The sequence below is a fragment of the Akkermansia sp. 54_46 genome (genome assembly GCF_001917295.1).
GTDB lineage: Bacteria > Verrucomicrobiota > Verrucomicrobiia > Verrucomicrobiales > Akkermansiaceae > Akkermansia > Akkermansia muciniphila.
On the sequence record NZ_MNUD01000026.1, the window covers coordinates 23,645 to 42,896 of the forward strand.

Annotated in this window: 16 protein-coding genes and 1 tRNA gene; 12 read left to right on the plus strand and 5 right to left on the minus strand. The window is 54.7% G+C overall.

Going from position 1 to position 19,252, the window contains the following annotated elements; translation table 11 throughout:
• Positions 1-478 precede the first annotated feature (478 nt).
• The 3 genes from BHW66_RS04585 to BHW66_RS04595 all read right to left on the minus strand — a co-directional run bounded on the left by BHW66_RS04585 (position 479) and on the right by BHW66_RS04595 (position 2,079).
• Positions 479-1,198, minus strand: a complete 720-nt coding sequence (locus BHW66_RS04585) for an ElyC/SanA/YdcF family protein (protein ID WP_081863703.1) — start codon at positions 1,196-1,198, stop codon at positions 479-481.
• 259 nt (positions 1,199-1,457) lie between these two features.
• A tRNA-Leu gene (locus BHW66_RS04590) sits at positions 1,458-1,540 on the minus strand.
• Positions 1,541-1,608: 68 nt separating this feature from the next.
• Positions 1,609-2,079: a RidA family protein gene (locus BHW66_RS04595; RefSeq protein ID WP_094140109.1), complete on the minus strand. Its 471-nt coding sequence runs from the start codon at positions 2,077-2,079 to the stop codon at positions 1,609-1,611.
• Between the two features lie 144 nt (positions 2,080-2,223).
• Here BHW66_RS04595 and BHW66_RS04600 point away from each other — a divergent pair, with 144 nt between their 5' ends.
• Both BHW66_RS04600 and BHW66_RS04605 read left to right on the plus strand, forming a co-directional pair.
• Positions 2,224-3,867 (plus strand): hypothetical protein, encoded by a 1,644-nt coding sequence (locus BHW66_RS04600; RefSeq protein ID WP_046435663.1) that lies wholly within the window; start codon positions 2,224-2,226, stop codon positions 3,865-3,867.
• Positions 3,868-3,969: 102 nt separating this feature from the next.
• On the plus strand, positions 3,970-4,479 hold the full coding sequence (locus BHW66_RS04605; RefSeq protein WP_022198847.1) for a ferritin: 510 nt from the start codon (positions 3,970-3,972) through the stop codon (positions 4,477-4,479).
• Here the strand turns inward: BHW66_RS04605 and BHW66_RS04610 are convergent.
• Positions 4,476-4,772 carry a hypothetical protein gene (locus BHW66_RS04610; protein ID WP_131072251.1) on the minus strand — a complete coding sequence of 99 codons (297 nt, stop codon included), beginning with the start codon at positions 4,770-4,772 and terminating at the stop codon, positions 4,476-4,478. The two genes, BHW66_RS04605 and BHW66_RS04610, sit on opposite strands and share 4 nt — an antisense overlap.
• 1,083 nt (positions 4,773-5,855) lie before the next feature.
• On the opposite strand from BHW66_RS04610, the gene BHW66_RS04615 reads away from it, so the two are divergent.
• The 10 genes from BHW66_RS04615 (at position 5,856) to sucB (ending at position 17,711) form a co-directional block, all read left to right on the plus strand.
• On the plus strand, positions 5,856-6,290 hold the full coding sequence (locus BHW66_RS04615; protein WP_012420734.1) for a MarR family transcriptional regulator: 435 nt from the start codon (positions 5,856-5,858) through the stop codon (positions 6,288-6,290).
• Between the two features lie 160 nt (positions 6,291-6,450).
• Complete coding sequence (gene trpB, locus BHW66_RS04620; RefSeq protein ID WP_022198845.1) at positions 6,451-7,674, plus strand: tryptophan synthase subunit beta; 1,224 nt, start codon at positions 6,451-6,453, stop codon at positions 7,672-7,674.
• A gap of 98 nt (positions 7,675-7,772) precedes the next feature.
• Positions 7,773-8,711, plus strand: coding sequence for a phosphotransferase (locus tag BHW66_RS04625; RefSeq protein WP_022198844.1), 939 nt, complete (start codon positions 7,773-7,775; stop codon positions 8,709-8,711).
• A gap of 18 nt (positions 8,712-8,729) precedes the next feature.
• Complete coding sequence (locus BHW66_RS04630; RefSeq protein WP_022198843.1) at positions 8,730-10,199, plus strand: hypothetical protein; 1,470 nt, start codon at positions 8,730-8,732, stop codon at positions 10,197-10,199.
• Positions 10,196-10,651: a low molecular weight protein arginine phosphatase gene (locus BHW66_RS04635; RefSeq protein WP_046435668.1), complete on the plus strand. Its 456-nt coding sequence runs from the start codon at positions 10,196-10,198 to the stop codon at positions 10,649-10,651. The genes BHW66_RS04630 and BHW66_RS04635 overlap by 4 nt, the downstream gene beginning before the upstream one ends.
• 25 nt (positions 10,652-10,676) lie before the next feature.
• The gene (locus BHW66_RS04640) at positions 10,677-11,147 is read left to right on the plus strand and encodes a L,D-transpeptidase (RefSeq protein ID WP_046435834.1); all 471 of its coding nucleotides are present in this window, start codon (positions 10,677-10,679) and stop codon (positions 11,145-11,147) included.
• Between the two features lie 152 nt (positions 11,148-11,299).
• Positions 11,300-12,679, plus strand: coding sequence for a cytochrome ubiquinol oxidase subunit I (locus BHW66_RS04645; RefSeq protein ID WP_046435670.1), 1,380 nt, complete (start codon positions 11,300-11,302; stop codon positions 12,677-12,679).
• A 22-nt stretch (positions 12,680-12,701) separates the two neighbouring features.
• Positions 12,702-13,739 carry a cytochrome d ubiquinol oxidase subunit II gene (gene cydB / locus BHW66_RS04650; RefSeq protein WP_022198840.1) on the plus strand — a complete coding sequence of 346 codons (1,038 nt, stop codon included), beginning with the start codon at positions 12,702-12,704 and terminating at the stop codon, positions 13,737-13,739.
• Between the two features lie 63 nt (positions 13,740-13,802).
• On the plus strand, positions 13,803-16,568 hold the full coding sequence (locus BHW66_RS04655) for a 2-oxoglutarate dehydrogenase E1 component (protein WP_046435672.1): 2,766 nt from the start codon (positions 13,803-13,805) through the stop codon (positions 16,566-16,568).
• Between the two features lie 15 nt (positions 16,569-16,583).
• Positions 16,584-17,711: a dihydrolipoyllysine-residue succinyltransferase gene (gene sucB / locus BHW66_RS04660; RefSeq protein ID WP_046435674.1), complete on the plus strand. Its 1,128-nt coding sequence runs from the start codon at positions 16,584-16,586 to the stop codon at positions 17,709-17,711.
• 466 nt (positions 17,712-18,177) lie between these two features.
• On the opposite strand, the gene BHW66_RS04665 is transcribed toward sucB, so the two are convergent.
• A complete protein-coding gene (locus tag BHW66_RS04665; protein ID WP_046435676.1) occupies positions 18,178-19,107 on the minus strand; it encodes a site-specific integrase in 930 nt (309 codons plus the stop codon).
• Positions 19,108-19,252 lie beyond the last annotated feature (145 nt).

Here is a 19,252-nt window from a genome sequence, read left to right on the forward strand (position 1 = left end):
CACTTTCCCGGAAAGAGTCAATGATTTTTACCGTATCCTTTCCCCTTTTTAATCAAATACGGAATTCCAACAGGGAGCGTCAGCCGCATCAAAACGCAACAGAACCTGTTCCGGAGTGTTTTATTCCCAAGACATGGAGGCAAGCTTATTCCGACCAGAGCATCAGCTTTCTGATGTTTCCCAACCATCCTTTTTTCAACCGTTGCCCACCCATACGCATAAGATAAGGGGAAGGATTGCACCTGTTTCTTCCATGAAGGACAATGAAACGTACGGCCACCACCTCCGACCGTCTTCATGACGAATTGTTCACTCAGGCTTTCTGGCCTTGTTCATCTTCATGGCAAATCATCCCACGTAGCCGACATGATTGGACCATTCAGCATTTAATGATTCGAGGCGCGGGCACCCCCTCCCTCTGGGTTGCCGTACCGCATCAAAGACATCTTATGACGAGCCCTGCCGCATGAAGTATTGTTCATTTTTCCTCTTTTATTTCCGGCAAAACCACAGGTTCTCCCAAAAAACGGGGTTCACGGCTCCAAACCCACAAGTCCAGCATCATCCATACGCGGGCCGCACGCTCCCTGAACCAGCTTTTCATACGGGAACGGCGGTTGGGAACATCCGGCGCGCTGACGGCCCAGGCCGCCATCCCCTCATGCGCTGCGATTGCCAGGGCGCGTTCATTATGAAATTCCTGAGAAACAACAATCATCGTCGAAACGCCAAAAATTTCCTTCATCCTCACGACAGAATCCAAAGTCCGCAATCCCGCAAAGTCACATACAATCCGTTCCTCTGGAACGCCACGTTCCACCAGAGCCTGTTTCATCCATTCCGGTTCATTGTAAGCATGAGAACTATTATCTCCGGAAACGATGAAAACCGTTGCTTTTCCATCTTTCCAAAGTTCCGAGGCCGTATCCATCCTGTTATGGAAATATCCGTTAGGGCTCCCCATGAATGTTGGGGAGCATCCTAACACCAAAACAGGAGCACGAACGGGAACATCCCTGGAATGCTCAACAATCCTGCCCTCTGAAACGGAATAAATGTACCATTCTGCGGCAACGCATACCACAACCGCTCCCGCAAACATGCCTCCTGCTATTTTCAACGCCAGCAGCATTCCCTTTTTTCCAGGGCGCCATGAACCATCTGATTTTCCAAACCGGAAGATACCCAACAATTTCATACTCCGTATTTCTATTTTTCAGCCAGAGGCGCCCTGTTATAAACTCTTTTTTCAGAACTGTTTCCACTCAACATTCTTCTCTCTGCTTTCTGCATTTCATGACAAGAATAGCCACGAAACACCGCCATCCTTGTTTTACTCATCCGGGAAAACAAAAATTATTGATGGAGAATCAGCCAACAAATGATATTGAAGCAAAACAAAAAGGCCCGCAAACAGCGAGCCTTTAATTTACATAATTCATTGTTATTTAAAGAAGTACCCCCGACCGGACTCGAACCGGTACGTCCTTGCGGACAACAGATTTTAAGTCTGCAGCGTCTACCATTCCGCCACGGGGGCATTGACCGGACGGCACTCTACAGGAATGCCGCCGGGATTCAAGCACGAATCCCTTCCGGTTTTTAATATTAATCACGAACTTCCACCACCATGCTGATTTCCACCGCTACATTGAGCGGCAGGGCGGATACGCCTACCGCCGTACGGCTGTGGCGGCCAATTTCTCCAAAGGCTTCCACCAGCAGATCGGATGCGCCATTCAATACTTTAGGATGGTCATAAAAATCCGGGCCGGCATTTACAAATCCGTTCACGGCCACGATTCGGGATACTTTTTCCAGAGACCCCACCGCCTGCACAATAACGGCCAGACGATTCAAAATAGCGGCGCGCGCAGCGGCCTGACCTTCTTCCACCGTCAGCTCCTGCCCTACTTTGCCAAAGTATTTGTCGTCCCCGTTCACAGAAATGCCGCCGGAGAGGTGAAGCAGGTTGCCCGTGCGTACGCATTGCACATAGGAGCCTACGGGAGCGGGAGCATCGTAAATGGCGTAACCAAGGTCGGAAAGTCGTTGACGTATTTTATCCATATAGAGCATTTGACAGAAGTTGAGTTGAAAGGATACACCGGAAATAGTTGCATTTCCAGATGCCTTTCATGACATTTTGAACAATTTTCGGTCTGTTTGCACGTAAAATGATTGCCATCCACCTCATTTAGTTGCTATTGAAACAACCCGTACATGATGACCGACGAAACTCCTTCCACAGACCCCAAGCAGCAGATTCCGGACCTTTCCGGCTTGGCCGACTTTCAATTTGGTCCGGCCTGGGCGAGACCGGGAGCCCGTCAGGAACGGCCTGTATCCTACCCGGAACGCAGGTCCGGAGACAGGCAGGGAGGCGACCGCCGACCGCGGCGCGACAACCGTGAAGGCCGTCAGCCCCGGGGGGAACATCGTGTTGACGGTCAAAGCGGCGAAAGAAGGTTTAACCGGGAAGACCGCACGCGCGGCTCCTTCCGCAACCGCCGCGATCAAACTCCCCGCTCCGCCATGGAGGAACCGACGGAAGGCCTGCGCGTGGAGCTGCGCCCCGTGGATTCCGGCCTGGCTGCCCTGCACCAGGAAGTACAGAAACACCGCCGCACCATTTCCCTGCTGGATCTTGCCAAGGTGGTCATGGGTTCCTACGACCGTTATGACCTGGTATTCATGAAGCAGGAAAACGGCCCGGATCTGTACCATTGCAAGCATGGCGACGGCGCCTGCTTTATTTCCCGACAGGAGGCCGTCAAACACCTCTGGCAGTCCACCTGGATGCCCAAATATTACGAATCCGTAGAACAGGAAGTGGAAGCTCCAAAAGGAGATTTCAAAGCCATTGCCAAATGTTCCTTAAACAACGAGCTGATAGGTCCCGTTAATTGGCACGGCTACCAGTCCGCCCTGATGAACCTGCATCGCACCAAATTTGCCAACATGACTTTTGAGGCTTTCCGTTCCAAGATTGTGACGGACAAGAGCGAAGAAGCTGTCCAGGCATGGCAGGAAGCCGTTTCCAAACGCACCGCCTGGAAGCCCGTTCGGGAAGGAGCCTCCGAAGTGCTTCTGGAATCTCCCGCCGCGGTAGAACAGGATTTCGAATCCAACCACTTTGACGAGTGCTATGACGTTACGGACAAGGTGTTCGTCAACGGAGCCGTGAAAAAGAATCACCTCTCCCCCGGTCTGTGGGCGCACCTGATCCAATTATCCGGCACCACCCGCCGCCATCCCAGCATGCTGATTCCCAACCTTTGCCACGGGTTAGCCCGGCATCATATGCCTATTTTCAAGTGGAAAGGCAACCATTACACCGGCCCGGCACGCCCCAAGGCCATGGAAGAAGGCACCGTCTTATCAGATTCCCTGATGTCCATTGCCACCTGGGCGGCCAATAATCCCGGCAAAGGCGTCGATGCCATGCTTAAAGAGCTGGCCCCAGTCCCGGAACAGGAAAAGTCCACAGAAGAAGTAGTAGCCCAGGCCATGGAAAAACAGCAGAATTTGGTTCGTGATCTGCTCTGGCTGTCCGAACAGGGCTACATCCTTGTTTTCTCCAATAACACTGTCAGCCGTCCAAGAACCGTCTCCGCTCAAGCTCCTTCTCCCAAGAAGGCTCCCAAGGAAAAACGGAAACCGGAAGAGAAGGGCCAGGAAGCGCCGGCAACGGACTCCGCTGCACCAGAAAAACAGAAGGCCGCCTCTTCTTCCGAGGCGGCAGCCGCCCGGGAGGAAGCATCTGAAGAAAACAGCGTGGTTACGGAAACTAAAGAATTCCCCTCCGTTCCGGCGGAAGAACTCCCTGAAAATAATATTCCGGAGGAGGTTTCCGCAAAAGCCTGACGCCTTCCCTTCCCCCCCTTCCCGTCATACAGTCCGCAGGATTATCTTGATCCTGCGGACTTTGTTTTGTAGAAGTGGGAAAAATCAACAGGATTTTACAATATGATCAGTACAACAATGGCAACTGCTCTTAATGAGCAAATCAAATGGGAAATGTATTCAGCCAACCTTTACCTGGCCATGTCCGCCTATCTGCAGGATGCCGGTCTGACAGGTTTTTCCCACTGGATGCGCATTCAATATCAGGAAGAAACCGCTCATGCGCTGAAATTTTATGATTTCCTTCTTTCCCGCGGAGGCCAGGTTACAATGCTTTCCATAGACGCTCCGGATGCAAACTGGTCCAATATTCTTGAAATTTTTGAAGAAACGCTGTCCCACGAACAGGAAGTCACTCGCCGAATCAACGAGCTGGTGCATCTTGCCAAGGAAGAACGGGATTTCGCCACGGATATTTTCCTGCAATGGTTTGTCACCGAACAGGTGGAAGAGGAAGAAACCGTCAAGGACATCATCAGCAAATTACGCATGATTAAGGGAGAAGGACAGGGAATGCTGGTTCTGGACAAGGATATGTCAGCCCGCACCTTTACGCCGCCTCCCGCCAACTAGTTGTTGCTATTGTTCTCCGTCCATTCTCCGGAAAAGAGTTCCAGAAAAAATTTACCGGAGAATGGCGGGGGAATAAAATATCTTGCGGATACAAGCATAAGGTTGGCGGCATGCAATGATGTTGCCGACAGTAATGTTTTATTCCATGATTTTCTGCCTGCAATGCTGCAAGCAGCTGGATTTGCTGTATGGCGGCAGCTGGGACGGCAAGCAACGCCGTCTTTCTTATTTTTCAGGAAACAGGCCGACGGATCACAAAATTTTCCGTTGTGCGGAATAGCGAGGAATGACATAAGAACCACTCGTAAACAATAAATGCTGAAAAAATTAATGAACCACGCATCCCCAGCAAACCGATATCATTGAAATGTAATGGTAACGGCTCTAAGTTCCATGGTCGTGAACATTTGATAACGGACCTTCAGAATATGAACATGGACGGCGCAATTGCTCTTTTACACACCGTGCCGATAACCAATGATGCGTCATCTGTAATGGAGCATTTATTAATGCGGTTGATGCGCCCGGCCCTTTCACTGCCGCTGGACTATTTTCAAAATAGGCCGTTCCGGATAATAGGAGTTTTGCAGGTAACCTCTTAGAACCCCGGCAGTCTTTTTCCGGCTCCTTGAGCATTTTCCCCTATTACTTCCGCCAGCCTTTGACTTTTGGGGAAGAAGCAATTTTTCTCTCCCAAAAGCAGAGCGTCATTCCCAAACCGGGTCTGTAACGGCGCTTGCTCCATCAGTATGGGGCAGGTTTCCGTTTGTTCTTTTCCCCTCCTTCCAGGACCGTTTAAAAAGGTTTTTCCTGCCTTTACAAGCGTCATAGACTCATACCGCCGTAAACAAGGAACCGCAACTATCGCGGCAGGAAGGAGGCCATGAAAGAAAGTTTTCAACGCCCCCTTTCTCTACTCTCACGTCAAGACTGCAGAAGTTCCAAGTCCGTCTCAAGGGCAGGAAAATATTGCTTCCCGCTGTATAAAATTTTCCTCCGGCAAGGCTTTATTTCCCATGAAAAGCCTCTGCACAAGAGCCCTCTTCAATCCAGGCTTGTCATGCTGCAACGCCTCTTTATGCCAGATTTGCTGCGGATTCCCGGAAGTTTTGTGAAAAACTACCGTTTATCAATAGCTTATATCTATTTTTAACATGTTATTCACATTCTATATTCAGAATATATCCATTCTATTAACAGTCAACATATTGTATTTCAAATACCATCAAAATGCTTATTATCCGCAAATGTAAAATTTTAATAAAAATTTATATTTTTGACTTGCCCGTAGAAGGACGCGGCGGTAGGTTGGCCGAACCGCCGGCGAGTCTCCGGACGGGTATCGCTATCAACCCTCCCATACATTCACAACGATCATGAGCTCCATTTCCGAAGAAGCAAACAAGCTGGCGGATTTCATCCTGTTCACGCAACGTTCCTGCATTCTGAACCTTTCTTCAGAATTGAATGAGGGCAAGGTTTCCTACCCCCAGTTTTTCCTGCTGACTTATCTGGCCAGCGAAGATTTTCTGAGCATGTCCAGCATTGCCCAGAAAATGGGGCATTCTACCGCGGCCGCTACCGGCATGGTGGATAAATTACAGGAAATGGGCTACCTGAAACGCATGAGCGCAGCCAAAGACCGCCGCAAAATCATGGTCGCCATCACCCAGGAAGGGCGCGATCTGGTAGCTCGCATGCGCCAGAACATCGTTCGGGATCTGGCAGCCTTGATGGCCGGAGCGGATCCGGACGCACGCCAGACGCTTGCCGATACCGGAAAATCCATCAGAAAGCGCCGTTTGGCCTGATTTCCGATTTTTCCTCCCGGTCTCTCCCGGAGAAACCGTTCCCCTGTTGCGGGGAAGTCCTTTTTCTTTCCTTTCTTTTTTAAAAGGGCTTCCGGGGAGATTGTTTTTGCCTGAATTGTGGCATCGTGCTAAATACTGGCAGTCACGAACGCAACAGACCATGGATCTCCATACTTATTTACGCAATTTTCCAGACGCCCAGGGCCGTTTTGGCGAATACGGCGGCGTTTACCTGCCGGACGAGCTGGTTCCCGCTTTTGAAGAAATTACGGAAGCCTACCAGACGATAGCCCACTCCGCCCAGTTCATTAATGAATTGCGGCGCATCCGCAAACAGTTTCAGGGACGTCCCACCCCGGTTTACCACTGCGAACGCCTTTCCCGCCACCTGGGCACCTCTCAAATTTACCTGAAGAGGGAAGATTTGAACCATACAGGCGCCCATAAGCTCAACCATTGCATGGGGGAAGGCCTTCTGGCCAAATACATGGGCAAGAAGCGCATTATCGCGGAAACGGGCGCAGGACAGCATGGCGTGGCGCTGGCTACAGCCGCCGCCTTCTTCGGCCTGGAATGCGAAATTCACATGGGAGCGGTAGATATTGCCAAGCAGGCTCCGAACGTCACCCGCATGAAAATCCTGGGTGCCAAGGTGGTGCCTGTCACGCACGGCCTCCAAAGTTTGAAGGAAGCTGTGGATTCCGCCTTTGAATCTTACCTGAACAGTTATCAGGATTCCATTTACTGCATCGGTTCCGTGGTAGGCCCCCACCCTTTCCCGCAAATGGTGCGCGATTTCCAAATGTGCATCGGCGTGGAAGCCCGGGAACAATTCCTGGAAATGACGGGACTTCTGCCGGACGCCGTCTGCGCCTGCGTGGGCGGCGGCAGCAATTCCATGGGCATGTTTACCGCCTTCCTGGGAGACCCGCTGGATATCTATGGCGTAGAACCCCTCGGCAAAGGTTCCAGGCTTGGGGACCATTCCGCCTCCATCACCTATGGACGCAAGGGCGTCCTGCACGGTTTTGAAAGCATCATGCTCCAGGATGAAGACGGCAATCCGGGACCGGTCCATTCCGTAGCCAGCGGCCTGGATTATCCTTCCGTAGGGCCGGAACACGCCTATCTGCACGACATCGGCCGCGTTAACTATGTCACCGCCACAGACGAGGAAGCCGTGGACGCCTTCTTCAAACTTTCCCGTTACGAGGGGATCATTCCCGCTCTGGAAAGCTCCCACGCTATCGCGTATGCCATGAAGTGGGCACGGGAAAACAGAGGAGGCGCCATTCTGGTAAACTGCTCCGGCCGCGGAGACAAGGATGTGGATTACGTCGTGGAGCATTACGGCTATGGGGAAGACCACCAGTTCCCCGCCTGATTGCCCTGCCTTTCCTCATTTTCGGCGTATGAAGGGTGCCGTCATCCTTCATACGCCATCCTTACGCAAGGCTCTTAACGCAGCCACGCCACCTTTCCATGAAAGAATTGTCCCGTCTGGTTCACCGGAGTTTTCACATTATTCCGCGTCAGGAAGATTTCCGTCCCCTGGCTTTGGGAGCCTCCGGCCGTACGATCGTCCGCATCCATTTTGGCGGCCGCACATGCATCGGCATCCAGTGGGGAAATGACCGTGCGGACAATGATTCTTTTATCCCCGCAGCCCGGCATCTGCACGCCCACGGTGTCAACGTGCCGGAAATTTACGATTATGAACCTCTCGGTCCCGGATGCGGAGCCGCCTTGGTGGAAGACCTGGGAGACGCCAACCTGCTGGCTTTCCGGAAAGAACCCTGGCCTTCCCTGCGCCTGCGCTACATCCGGGCTATGGAACAACTCCATCTGCTTCACTCCTGCCCGTTTCCGGAGGAATTCCCCCTCCAGCCCGCTTTTGACGAGGCCTTGTACCGCTGGGAGCAGTCCTATTTTGCTGAACATTTCCTGGGATCCCACCTGGGGTTGGAACCGGCTTCCTTCCTGAACCATCCCGCCCTGAAAGAGCAGGCGCAGTTTCTGTCGGCCCTTCCGGAATGCCCCGTCCACCGGGACAGCCAGTCCCAGAACGTGCATATCCACGCGGGAAAAACCTGGCTGATTGATTTTCAGGGCATGCGCGGCGGCCGTCCGGAATATGATCTGGCCTCCCTGGTCTATGACGGCTACGCCCGTCTGGAACCGGAACAGGCGGATGAATTGCTCAGGGAGTGGGAAAATATCTCCGCTCACTCCATAGATCACCGTATTTTCCGTGCCTGCGCCCTGCAGCGGATTATGCAGATGCTGGGTGCTTACGCCAATATCGGCCACAACCAGGGAAAAACCTGGTATCTGGCTCAGATTCCCGCCGGGCTGGGACACCTGCGGAAGCTTCTGCCCGGCTCCACGCTTGCAGAACCGCTGGCTGCTATGCTAGCATGATTTTTCCCAGCCCCTCTGATGACGCTTCCCCCCAAATTCCTGCTTATCCTGTCCCTGTTCCAGATTTCCCTGGGGCTGGGCTGGATTCTGGGGTATGTGCTTCTTCCTCCTACCATTTTCTGTTATGAACAGGCAGCGGAACATTTGCTGGCTGGGGAATACCGGACTGTTCGCCCGGAAGGGCTGAATACGGAAAACAGCATCGTCCTCCAGCCCTACGATTACTTCAACAAAGGGCAGACGGCCCAGCTTCCCGTGGTTTCCCTGCACCGGGAATCATCACTGAACAGTTTCGCCTCCTATCCTCCCAATCCCATGGATTACACAGTGCTGTTCCGGCACCTGTATGAACAGGGAGCCAGGAATGTTTACGTGATGTCCCCCATGACCTGGGAAGAAAAGCCGGACAGCATTGTCAAAGCCGCCGTGGGGTATGAACTGGACCGCTTCCTCCACAAGGCTCTGGGCCGGCAAATGAGCGAATCCGCCCGCCGCTCGCCCCTTCCGCCGGATTGGAAAGACTTGATTATTCCCGCTTCCAACATCGTAGGAAAGACGGACCAGTTCCCGCGCGCGGACAGGTTCGTAGGGGAACCTCCGCAAATAACCACGTCAGCCCCCTCCCTGGGAACCGTCGTGGAAAATAACGAGCTGTTTTCCCCAGCTCCGGAAAACAGGGTCTCCCCGCCGCTTTTCATCCGCTGGGGCGGGGATATCATTCCCACTCTTCCTCTGGTGGCCGCTCTGAATGCCCTGGACCTGAAACCCAGTGATGTCAGAATCATTCCGGGAGACACCCTTTTTCTGGGCGGCAAACGCTCCATTCCTCTGGATAAAAACGGCCGCATCCCCCTGGCGGCAAACAGCAGCCCCACCATTCTGGACACGAAGGAAGTGATCGTCCCCGTCATGTCCGGCCTGCGTCCGCCGGATACTACTGCCGTCAGAAAACTGCTTTCCTCTGCGGATGCGGTACTCGTTTCCGAACCATCCGCCCTTTCCGACACGCCGGACGCGCAATCCCTTCTGGCGGCGCAAACTGTCCGCAGCATCATGGGAGCGCTTGCCCCTGCCCCTGCCGTCCTGATTCCCATAGCCCCCGCCTGGGTACAATGGATCATCGTGCTGGACGTCCTGCTTCTGTCCGTATGGGCTTTGCGTTTTCAACGCAGAGGGCGCTTCATCACCTGGGGCCTCTGTATCCTGTTCGTTCCCTTCATTGCATGGTACCTGTTTTCCGCTCATGATACATGGTTCCCCGTCATGACTCCCATAACGGCGGTACTGTGCGTAGCCCTGGCGTGCAGTCTGTTCCCCCAGCTTTCCCCCCCCTCCCGCGATGCAGAGGATGAAGATGAAGAAGACGACGCCCCCCCCTCGTCGGAAGGCAGCGGCGCCGGCCATGTGCTGCCCCCGGACAACTTGTATCAGGAACCCAACGAAGTACCTATCCCCCATCACTCCAAAAGAGAACGCCCCGACTCATGACACAGCGCAAACACATCCTCTTCATCTGCACCGGCAACACCTGCCGCAGCCCCATGGCGGAAGGCCTGTTCCGGAAACTTTCCGCGCACCATCCGGAATGGCAGGCCGGTTCCGCAGGAACAGCCGCATGGCCCGGGCAGGCAGCCAGTCCGGAAACACTCCACGTCCTCCGGGAGCATGGCGTCAATCTCTCCAGCCATGAAAGCCGCCCTGTTACGGATGAACTGATGAAAAACGCCACAGATGTCTACGCCATGACGGAAAGCCACCTTGCCGCCCTGCTTGCCAATTTCCCCGAACATGCGGACAAGGTCAGGCTGGTCACCTGCTACACGGGCAACCGTGGCATCGCCGACCCCATCGGCTGCGGACAGGCAGCCTACAACAAAGTAGCGCAGCAATTGACAACCGCCATTCAGGCCATCATCTCCCGGATGGAACAACAGGAGTAACTCTTCTTTGACTCCTTCCCCCGTCATGGCTTCCCCTTTCATACGCATTAATCTGTCCTGTCAGGAACTGGAGCTGGAAAAATCCGGAAAAGTCCTGCTCCGATGCCCCGTCTCCAGCGGGAAGGCGGGCGCTGGCCATGAAGAAGGTTCCGGGAAAACTCCCACAGGGCATCTCCGCATCTGCAAAAAAATCGGGGACGGAGAACCGGAGGATACTATTTTCATCTCACGTCTTCCGGCAGGCCGCTATCCCACCGCCATCCCGAAAAATATGGATGAACATTCCGACTTCATTCTGACCCGAATTCTGTGGCTGGACGGATTGGAACCTCACAACGCCAATACCCGGAGCCGCTATATTTATATCCACGGCACCAACGATACGGAACTGCTGGGAACCCCGGCTTCCCATGGCTGCATACGCCTTTCTCCCAGGGACATGCTGGCTCTTTTTGCTCTGTCGGAAGAAGGAATGGACGTGTTCATCCAATGTTAAACCGTTCTTTTTTAGACACAATCTAAAAAAGTTATTCTCGGAAAAGGAAAATAATTGAACAAAGGCCCTTTTGGGATGTATAAAGTATGAAGGTATCGGTATTTGGCTGCCGTCCTCCTGTTCCATAAACATCCACTCATCCCCAATCAATCATGGACGATCCGGTCTTATTATCCCGTCTCCAATTCGCCATCACGATCATGTTCCACTACATCTTCCCGCCGATGACCATCGGTCTGGGGGTGGTTCTGGTCGCCCTGGAAGGCCTCTGGCTGAAAACGAAAAATGACCTCTACCACAAGCAGGCCAAATTCTGGACCAGAATCTTCGGCATTATCTTTGCCCTTGGCGTAGCTTCCGGCATCGTGATGGAATTCCAGTTCGGCACCAACTGGGCGGATTATTCCCGCTGCGTAGGCGACATCTTCGGCAGTCCCCTGGCAGCAGAAGGCATTTTCGCCTTCTTCCTGGAATCAGGCTTCCTGGCCATTCTGCTTTTCGGCTGGGACAAGGTGGGCCCCAAAATGCACTTTCTTTCCTCCTGCATGGTCGCTCTCGGCGCCCATTTCAGCGCCATCTGGATCATTGTGGCCAACTCCTGGATGCAGACGCCCGCCGGATACAAGCTGGTGGAAGTAAACGGAAAAATCCAGGCCCATATCACCAGCTTCTATGACGTGGTCTTCAATCCGTCCACCGTTGACCGCCTGACGCATGCGCTCTCCGGCTGCTGGCTGGCGGGAGCCACGCTCGTCCTCAGCGTCTCCGCCTGGTATATTTTGAAAAAACGTTTTACCGGTGGATCGGAAAAAAGCTTCAAGGTGGCATTGGTCATCGGCCTCATCGGCGTGGCAGGCATGGGCATCACGGGAGATTCCAGCGCACGAGAAGTCTCCATCCACCAGCCCGCCAAATTCGCGGCTATGGAAGGCGTCATGGAATCCGGCGCCCCACAGGACCTCCATCTCATCGGCTGGATGAACCCGTCCACCCATGAAGTGACGGGCATCTCCATCCCATACTTGCTCACCCTCCTGACCCATCATGACCTGGACACGGCCATCACCGGCATGAACGGCATCCCGCAGGACGAACGCCCTCCCATCCTGCCCGTCTTTTACTCCTTCCATCTCATGATCCTGATTGGCTGCGCCCTGGCGGCCCTGTTTCTGGTGGGCCTGTGGGGCTGGAAAAAGGGCTGGCTCTTCCAGAAGCGCTGGCTGCTCTGGTGCTTCGTTTTCTCCGTACTGGGCCCGCAAATAGCCAACCAGGCGGGCTGGGCCGTAGCGGAACTGGGGCGCCAGCCATGGATTGTGTACGGCATCCTGAGAACGGAACACGCCGTATCCCCCACCCTCACCGCGGCGGAAGCCCTTTCCTCCCTGGGTATGTTCTTTATCATTTATGCCCTGTTGCTGGCCCTCTTCCTCTATCAAATCACCCATAAAATCCGCAAAGGTCCGGATCAGGAAACTGACGAAGACGACGGCGCCGGGGAAGGCAAACTCCAGGTTCCTTTTGTCAAAGACTAATCTTCACCCCTCTTTTAAAACCATGTTGGACAATCTCACTCTCGCAGACCTGCAAATCATCTGGTTCATCCTCGTCGGCGTGCTTTTCTCCGGATACGCCATTCTGGACGGTTTTGACCTGGGAACCGGCGCCCTTCAGCTTTTCATCAAGGGCGATGAAAACAGAAGACTCACACTAAATGCCGTGGGCCCCGTATGGGACGGAAACGAAGTCTGGCTCATCACGGGAGGAGGTGCCCTTTTCGCCGCCTTTCCGTACGTGTACGCCTCCGTCTTCTCCGGGTTTTACCTGGCCTTCATGCTCTTGCTCCTTACCCTTATCTTCCGCGCCGTGTCCATTGAATTCAGAAGCAAGCAGCCCATGAAATGGTGGCGCAGGGGATGGGATACCACCTTCTCCATCAGCAGCCTTCTGGCGGCCCTGCTCATCGGCGTAGCCATGGGGAACGTTACCAAAGGCATTCCTCTGGATGAGCAGGGAAACTTCACCGGAACATTCCTCAGCCTGCTGAATCCTTATTCCGTTCTTCTGGGGCTGACGACGGTCGCCCTGTTCTCCATGCACGGGGGAATCTACCTGCTGATGAAAACCCAGGGCAGCCTTCAGGAACAAATCAGGAAACTGCTCAGACCCTGCGTCATCATCTTCACTGTCCTGATCATCCTGCACGGGGCTGCCACCCTGCTGTATGTTCCGCACGTAGCGGCGGCCCTGGAACGTTCCCCCTGGATTTACGGCATCGCCGCCCTGGCGGTCATTTCCATCGCGTCCATCTGGCTCTTCATCCACAGGAACCGTCCGGGCTGGGCCTTCGTCGCCTCCTGCTCCACCATGGGCTGCATGATGGCTCTCTTCGGGACAGCGATGTTCCCCAACCTGCTTTACTCCATGCCCAACCCGGAACACTCCCTGACGCTCGTCAACGGCTCATCCACGCGGGAAAGCCTGGTCGTGATGACATACATAGCCATCATGGGCGTGCCGCTCGTTCTGGCTTATTCCGCCGCCATTTACTGGGTCTTCCGTGGAAAAGTTCAGCTCAACGAACACAGTTATTGACGCCCTGCGGACAAAAATAGCGATCAGAGAACTGAAAACGCCCCGTACCATCCGCTCTGCCGCATGAATGCCTCCATCTTCTCCAAAATCCCTCCGGAGGAAATTACGGCACTCCATCAATCATGGAAAAACGATCCCCTGTCCGTAGATCCTCTCTGGGCGGCCTGGTTCGAGGGCTACGAACTGGGGAGCGGAGAAGCCCCCGGGAAAAAAGAAAACACAGGGACCGATGCGGACACGTCCCTTTACACCGTTCCTCCGGAAAGCGCGGAAGGCCGCGGGCGCATCAGCCAGCTCATCCGGGCCTACCGGGTCATGGGACACCAATGCGCCCGCTTCAATCCGCTGGAGCCGTCGGACCGGCCCCGATTCCCCGTCACCCCGGAGGATATGGGATTCCGAGAAGAGGATCTGGACCAGCCCGTCAACATCGGCACCTTCATGGACGGAGGGACACTCACGCTCCGTGAAATCATCAATCGGCTGCAAAAAATCTATTGTGGAGCCATCGGCTTTGAATACCACCACATAGACAATCTGGAAATCCGCTCCTGGATTGAAGAAAAAATCCAGCTCCGGGCAAACGGCGTGGATTATGGCCCGAAAGTCCGGAGAGAAGCCTTCTTCCATCTCTGCAGGGCGGAACTGTTTGAGGAATTCCTGGGCAAGCGCTTCATGGGGGAAAAACGCTTCTCCCTGGAAGGAGGGGAAGGAGCCATCGTCCTGCTGGACGCCATGATCAAGCGCTGTCCCGCCGCCGGAGTCTCCCACATTGAAATGGGCATGGCCCACCGCGGAAGGCTGAATGTGCTCGCCAACATCCTCCACAAACCGCTGAAAACCATCTTCCACGAATTCACGCCGGACTACCTTCCGGAATCCCCCATCGGCAGGAGCGACGTCAAATACCACCTCGGCTACGCCGCCACGCGCCACGTGGACGGGCATGACCTCCACATCCGCCTCTCCTCCAACCCCAGCCATCTGGAAGCCGTGTATCCCGTGGTGGAAGGCAGAGCCAGGGCCATGCAGCACAACCTGCAAGACGCGGAACGCAAGCATGTGCTGCCGCTCGTCCTGCACGGAGACGCCGCTTTCTCTGGGCAGGGAATCGTGGCGGAAGTGCTCAATCTTTCCCTGCTGAAAGGCTACCGCACGGGCGGCACCGTGCATCTCGTCATCAACAACCAGATCGGCTTCACCACCGGCCCGGACGAAGCCCGCTCCTCCCGCTACGCCACGGACGTGGCCCAGATGCTCCAGTCCCCCATCCTGCATATCAACGGAGAAAGCCCGGAAGACCTGGTATGGGCGGCGGACTTCGCGCTCCAGTTCCGCCAGAAATTCGGAAGGGACATCATTCTGGACATGTACTGTTACCGCCGTCTGGGCCACAATGAAACGGATCAGGCCGCCTTTACCGCACCCATGCAGACCAAGCGGATTGAGGCGCGTCCCACCGCCGCAGCCCTGTACGGAACGGCGCTCAGGGAACGCGGGGAATTGACGGAACAGCAGGAGCGGGACATCCGGAAAGACCTTTGGGAAGGCATGGAACAGGCCTACCTGCAAATGAAGGAAAATCCCGTGGACTACCTCCTGCCCGCCACCGCGCAGGATGCGGATGAAACGCCCATCCCGCGTACCAGCATACGGACGGGAATCAGCCCGGAGTTGTTCCAGCGCATCGGAAATATCCTTACGGAACTGCCGGACGGCTTCACGCTCCACCCCACGCTGGAAAAACGCTTCCTGGCTCGCCGCAGGGAGGCCTTCCGGGAAGGCGGACCGCTGGACTGGGCCATGGCGGAATCCCTGGCCTGGGGCAGCCTGCTCGCGGAAAACCACACCGTGCGCCTGTCCGGCCAGGACTGTCAGCGCGGCACCTTCTCCCAGCGGCACGCCGTCCTGCATGACTTCAATGACGGCTCCCTGTACACTCCTCTGGAAAAGCTGAACCACGGCACTACCGCGTTCCGCATTTACAACTCCTCCCTGTCGGAAGCCTCCGTGCTGGGCTTTGAATACGGCTATGCGCTGGAAAGCCCGGACGCTCTGGTCATGTGGGAGGCCCAGTTCGGGGACTTCGCCAACGGAGCACAGGTTATTGTGGACCAGTTCATTGCGGCCGCGGAGGCCAAATGGCGCCAGAAAAACCGCATGGTGCTGCTGCTGCCCCACGGCTATGAAGGGGCGGGTTCGGAACACTCCAGCGCCCGCATGGAACGCTATCTCCAGCTTTGCGCGGACGACAACATGCAGGTCATCAACCCCACCACCCCGGCCCAATACTTCCACGCCCTGCGCCGCCAGGTGCACCGAAATCTGCACAAGCCCCTGATCGTCTTTACGCCCAAAAGCCTGCTCTCCCGTCCGGATGCCGTCTCCCCGCACCGGGAATTTCTGGCCCCCTCCCGTTTCCGCGAAGTACTGCCGGACCCGGACGCTCCCGCGCCGGATCAGGTGACGCGCGCCGTCTTCTGCACCGGGAAAGTTTATTATGACCTGGCCGCCTGCCGGAAGGAACGGAATATTGCAGACACGGTAATCATCCGTCTGGAACAAATCTATCCTCTGGCCCGGGAACAGCTCACCTTCCTGCTGGCACCCTACCAGAAAGTGCGCGACTTCGTCTGGTGCCAGGAGGAACCCTCCAACATGGGGGCCTGGGGCCACCTGCGGAACAGGCTGGGGCACCTCTTCGCCACCTCCTTCCGCTATGCGGGACGGCCGCCCATGGCCTGCCCTGCGGAAGGAGCCAAGGCCCTGCACGCCGCCGCGCAAAAAAGACTTCTCGCCGCTGCCTTCGGGCCGCGGACGCAATCCTGAACCCATCTTCCTCCCATGAGCGACATCCTGACTCCCAACTTTGGAGAATCCGTCACCTCCGCCACCGTAGCCGCGTGGCACAAGAACGCCGGCGATCCGGTAGCCAAAGGCGATACGCTGGTGACGCTGGAAACGGACAAGGTTTCCACGGATTTGGAGGCGGAAGAAAGCGGCGTACTGGAAATCCTCGTTCCGGAAGGGGAAGAAGCCCTTATCGGCGCAGTTCTTGGCCGCATTTCTTCCGCTGACAGAACCGCAGCCGCACCGGAAAGGGAAACTCTGCTCATACCGCTTGAGCCGAAAAAAACGACCTCGCCGGAAACACGGAAGTCCCCCGTTTCCGCGCCTTCCGCCCCAGCTGCGGAATTTCCGGGACAAAAGCCACACGGGAAAGTCCCCCTCCCGGAACAGGTTCCTGCCGGAGAGGACAGGGAGGTAGAAAAGGAAATTGCTCTGCGCTTCATCAGAAAACCCATGAGTCCGCTGCGCCGCACCATCGCGGCCCGGCTGGTGGAGGCCCAGCACCAGGCGGCCATCCTCACCACGTTCAACGAATGCGACATGTCCTCCGTGATGGAACTCCGCAAACAATTCCATGCAGAATTCCGGGAACGGCACGGAACCAAGCTTGGTTTCATGAGCTTCTTTATCAAGGCAGTAGTCAAGGCCTTGCAGGAAATGCCCCAGGTCAACGCCAGAATTGACGGCGCGGACATCGTGGAAAACCTGTACTATGACATCTCTGTAGCCATTGGCACGGACAAGGGTCTCGTCGTCCCCGTGCTGCGGGACTGTGACCGGAAAACGTTTCCGGAGCTGGAACAGGAACTCGCCGTCCTGACGGAAAAAGCACGTAGCGGAAACCTGTCCATGCAGGACCTGCAAGGCGGATGCTTTACCATTTCCAACGGCGGCACGTATGGATCGCTTCTTTCCACCCCGATTCTGAACCCTCCCCAAAGCGGCATTCTGGGCATGCACGCCATTCAGGAACGCCCCGTGGTCCGGGACGGTCAAATCGTCGTCCGGCCCATGATGTACCTGGCCCTTTCCTACGACCACCGCCTGGTGGACGGCAAGCAGGCCGTGCAATTTCTCATTACGGTAAAAAATGCCGTGGAAAACCCGGTGTTCGAATTATGAGGCTTCGCAGGAAAAAAGGCCAAATAACAAAATGTTTTTTCATTTTCCGAGTGCTCAGGAAATGAATCCCTCTGGTTCATTCACTGAGTAGGAACATCCCGGAAGAATTTTCCACTACTGTAAAAAACCTAGGATCAGGAAATCCTTTCTTCCCAAAAATCGGAACCCAAGGTTCGCTCCTCTGCAAAAAAATACTAAATATCAGAAAATTACAAAACAACACCCAATTTTTCACCCAAAATCGCAAAGTTGGGTGTTTTTTTATGTATTCTTAACGGAATCAGCGAGGCAAAAAAGAAACGACGTTAACTTTTCGGCGCCCTCACAGCTCTGCGCCAAGCGTATCTTCTATTTTCTCATCAGTCATTACTTTTTTTCCTTTGCTCAGCCTCCATATACAGGTTTGGTTCGGGCATATATACAGCCCGAACCAAACCAAACTATAGTAGAGGGATGTTCCTCCGGGTCAGAGTGAGCGGAGCATTTTGTCGATGCACTTTTTCTTTTGCTCTGCCCCGGGGTGAACGTAGAGGTTAAGGGTTGTGGAGATGTCGGCATGACCGAGAATGACGCTGACGGTCTTGTAGTCGCAGTTGCTTTCGATGCAGCGTGTGGCGAAGCTGTGGCGCAGCCCGTGGAATTTCAACGGAGGTATGCCGAGCCGTTTCATCAGCTTCATGTAGTAGTTGCGGTATGTACGCGGCTCAATGGGCTGAGGCTCGTTGCTTATGACGTAGTAGTCGCCGTTGACCACCTTCTTCAATGGGCGTATCATCGTCATCAGGGGCTTATTGAGTGGTATTTCGCGGGCAGAGTTGGCGGTCTTTGGAGTGTTGACCACAATCTGAGTGTGTTTGGTGCCGTCATCTTCAAGGATGTATATTCTCTCCACCGTGCGTTGCACCGTCAGCATGGAGCGTTCTACGTCGAGGTCGCTCCATTTCAATCCGCATACCTCGCCGATGCGAAGCCCGGTAGTAAGGCAGATGTATATGCCGAGGTTGCGGAATGTGAAGTTCTGACTGATGTAGTCCAGAATCTTGCGATGGTTTGTTGCCGTCAGGACATCTATGCCCTGCTTTTCGGGAGCGGTCGGATATTTGATGTCCCACTCGAAATGCTGGAGATAGCCGTGTTTTTCTCCGAAGCGGACTATCATCTTCAGGACTATGAGTATGTCCTTGACATACTTTTGGCTCAGACCGGCATTAAGGCGGTCGATTACAAACGACTGCACATCCGCTTCGGTCACGGCATAAAGATTGCCGAACGTCGGGAAGATTTGGTTTTCTACGATGAGCGCGTAGGCTGAGTATGTGGATTGCTTCACATACTGTCGCTTGTCCTTTTTCCAAAGGACAGCGAGGTCTTTGATGTTGATTTTTTCTTTATCCATATTCGTTGAAATGAATTGATTAGGATAATTAAAGAAAATATCGCGTCAATTCGCCCGCTTCCACATCCGCTCCCGCCCTGCGCTTCCCCGGCTTCACTGAACCGTGGCAAAAATCTCCTCTAAATCATTTTGCGAAAAAAATCAC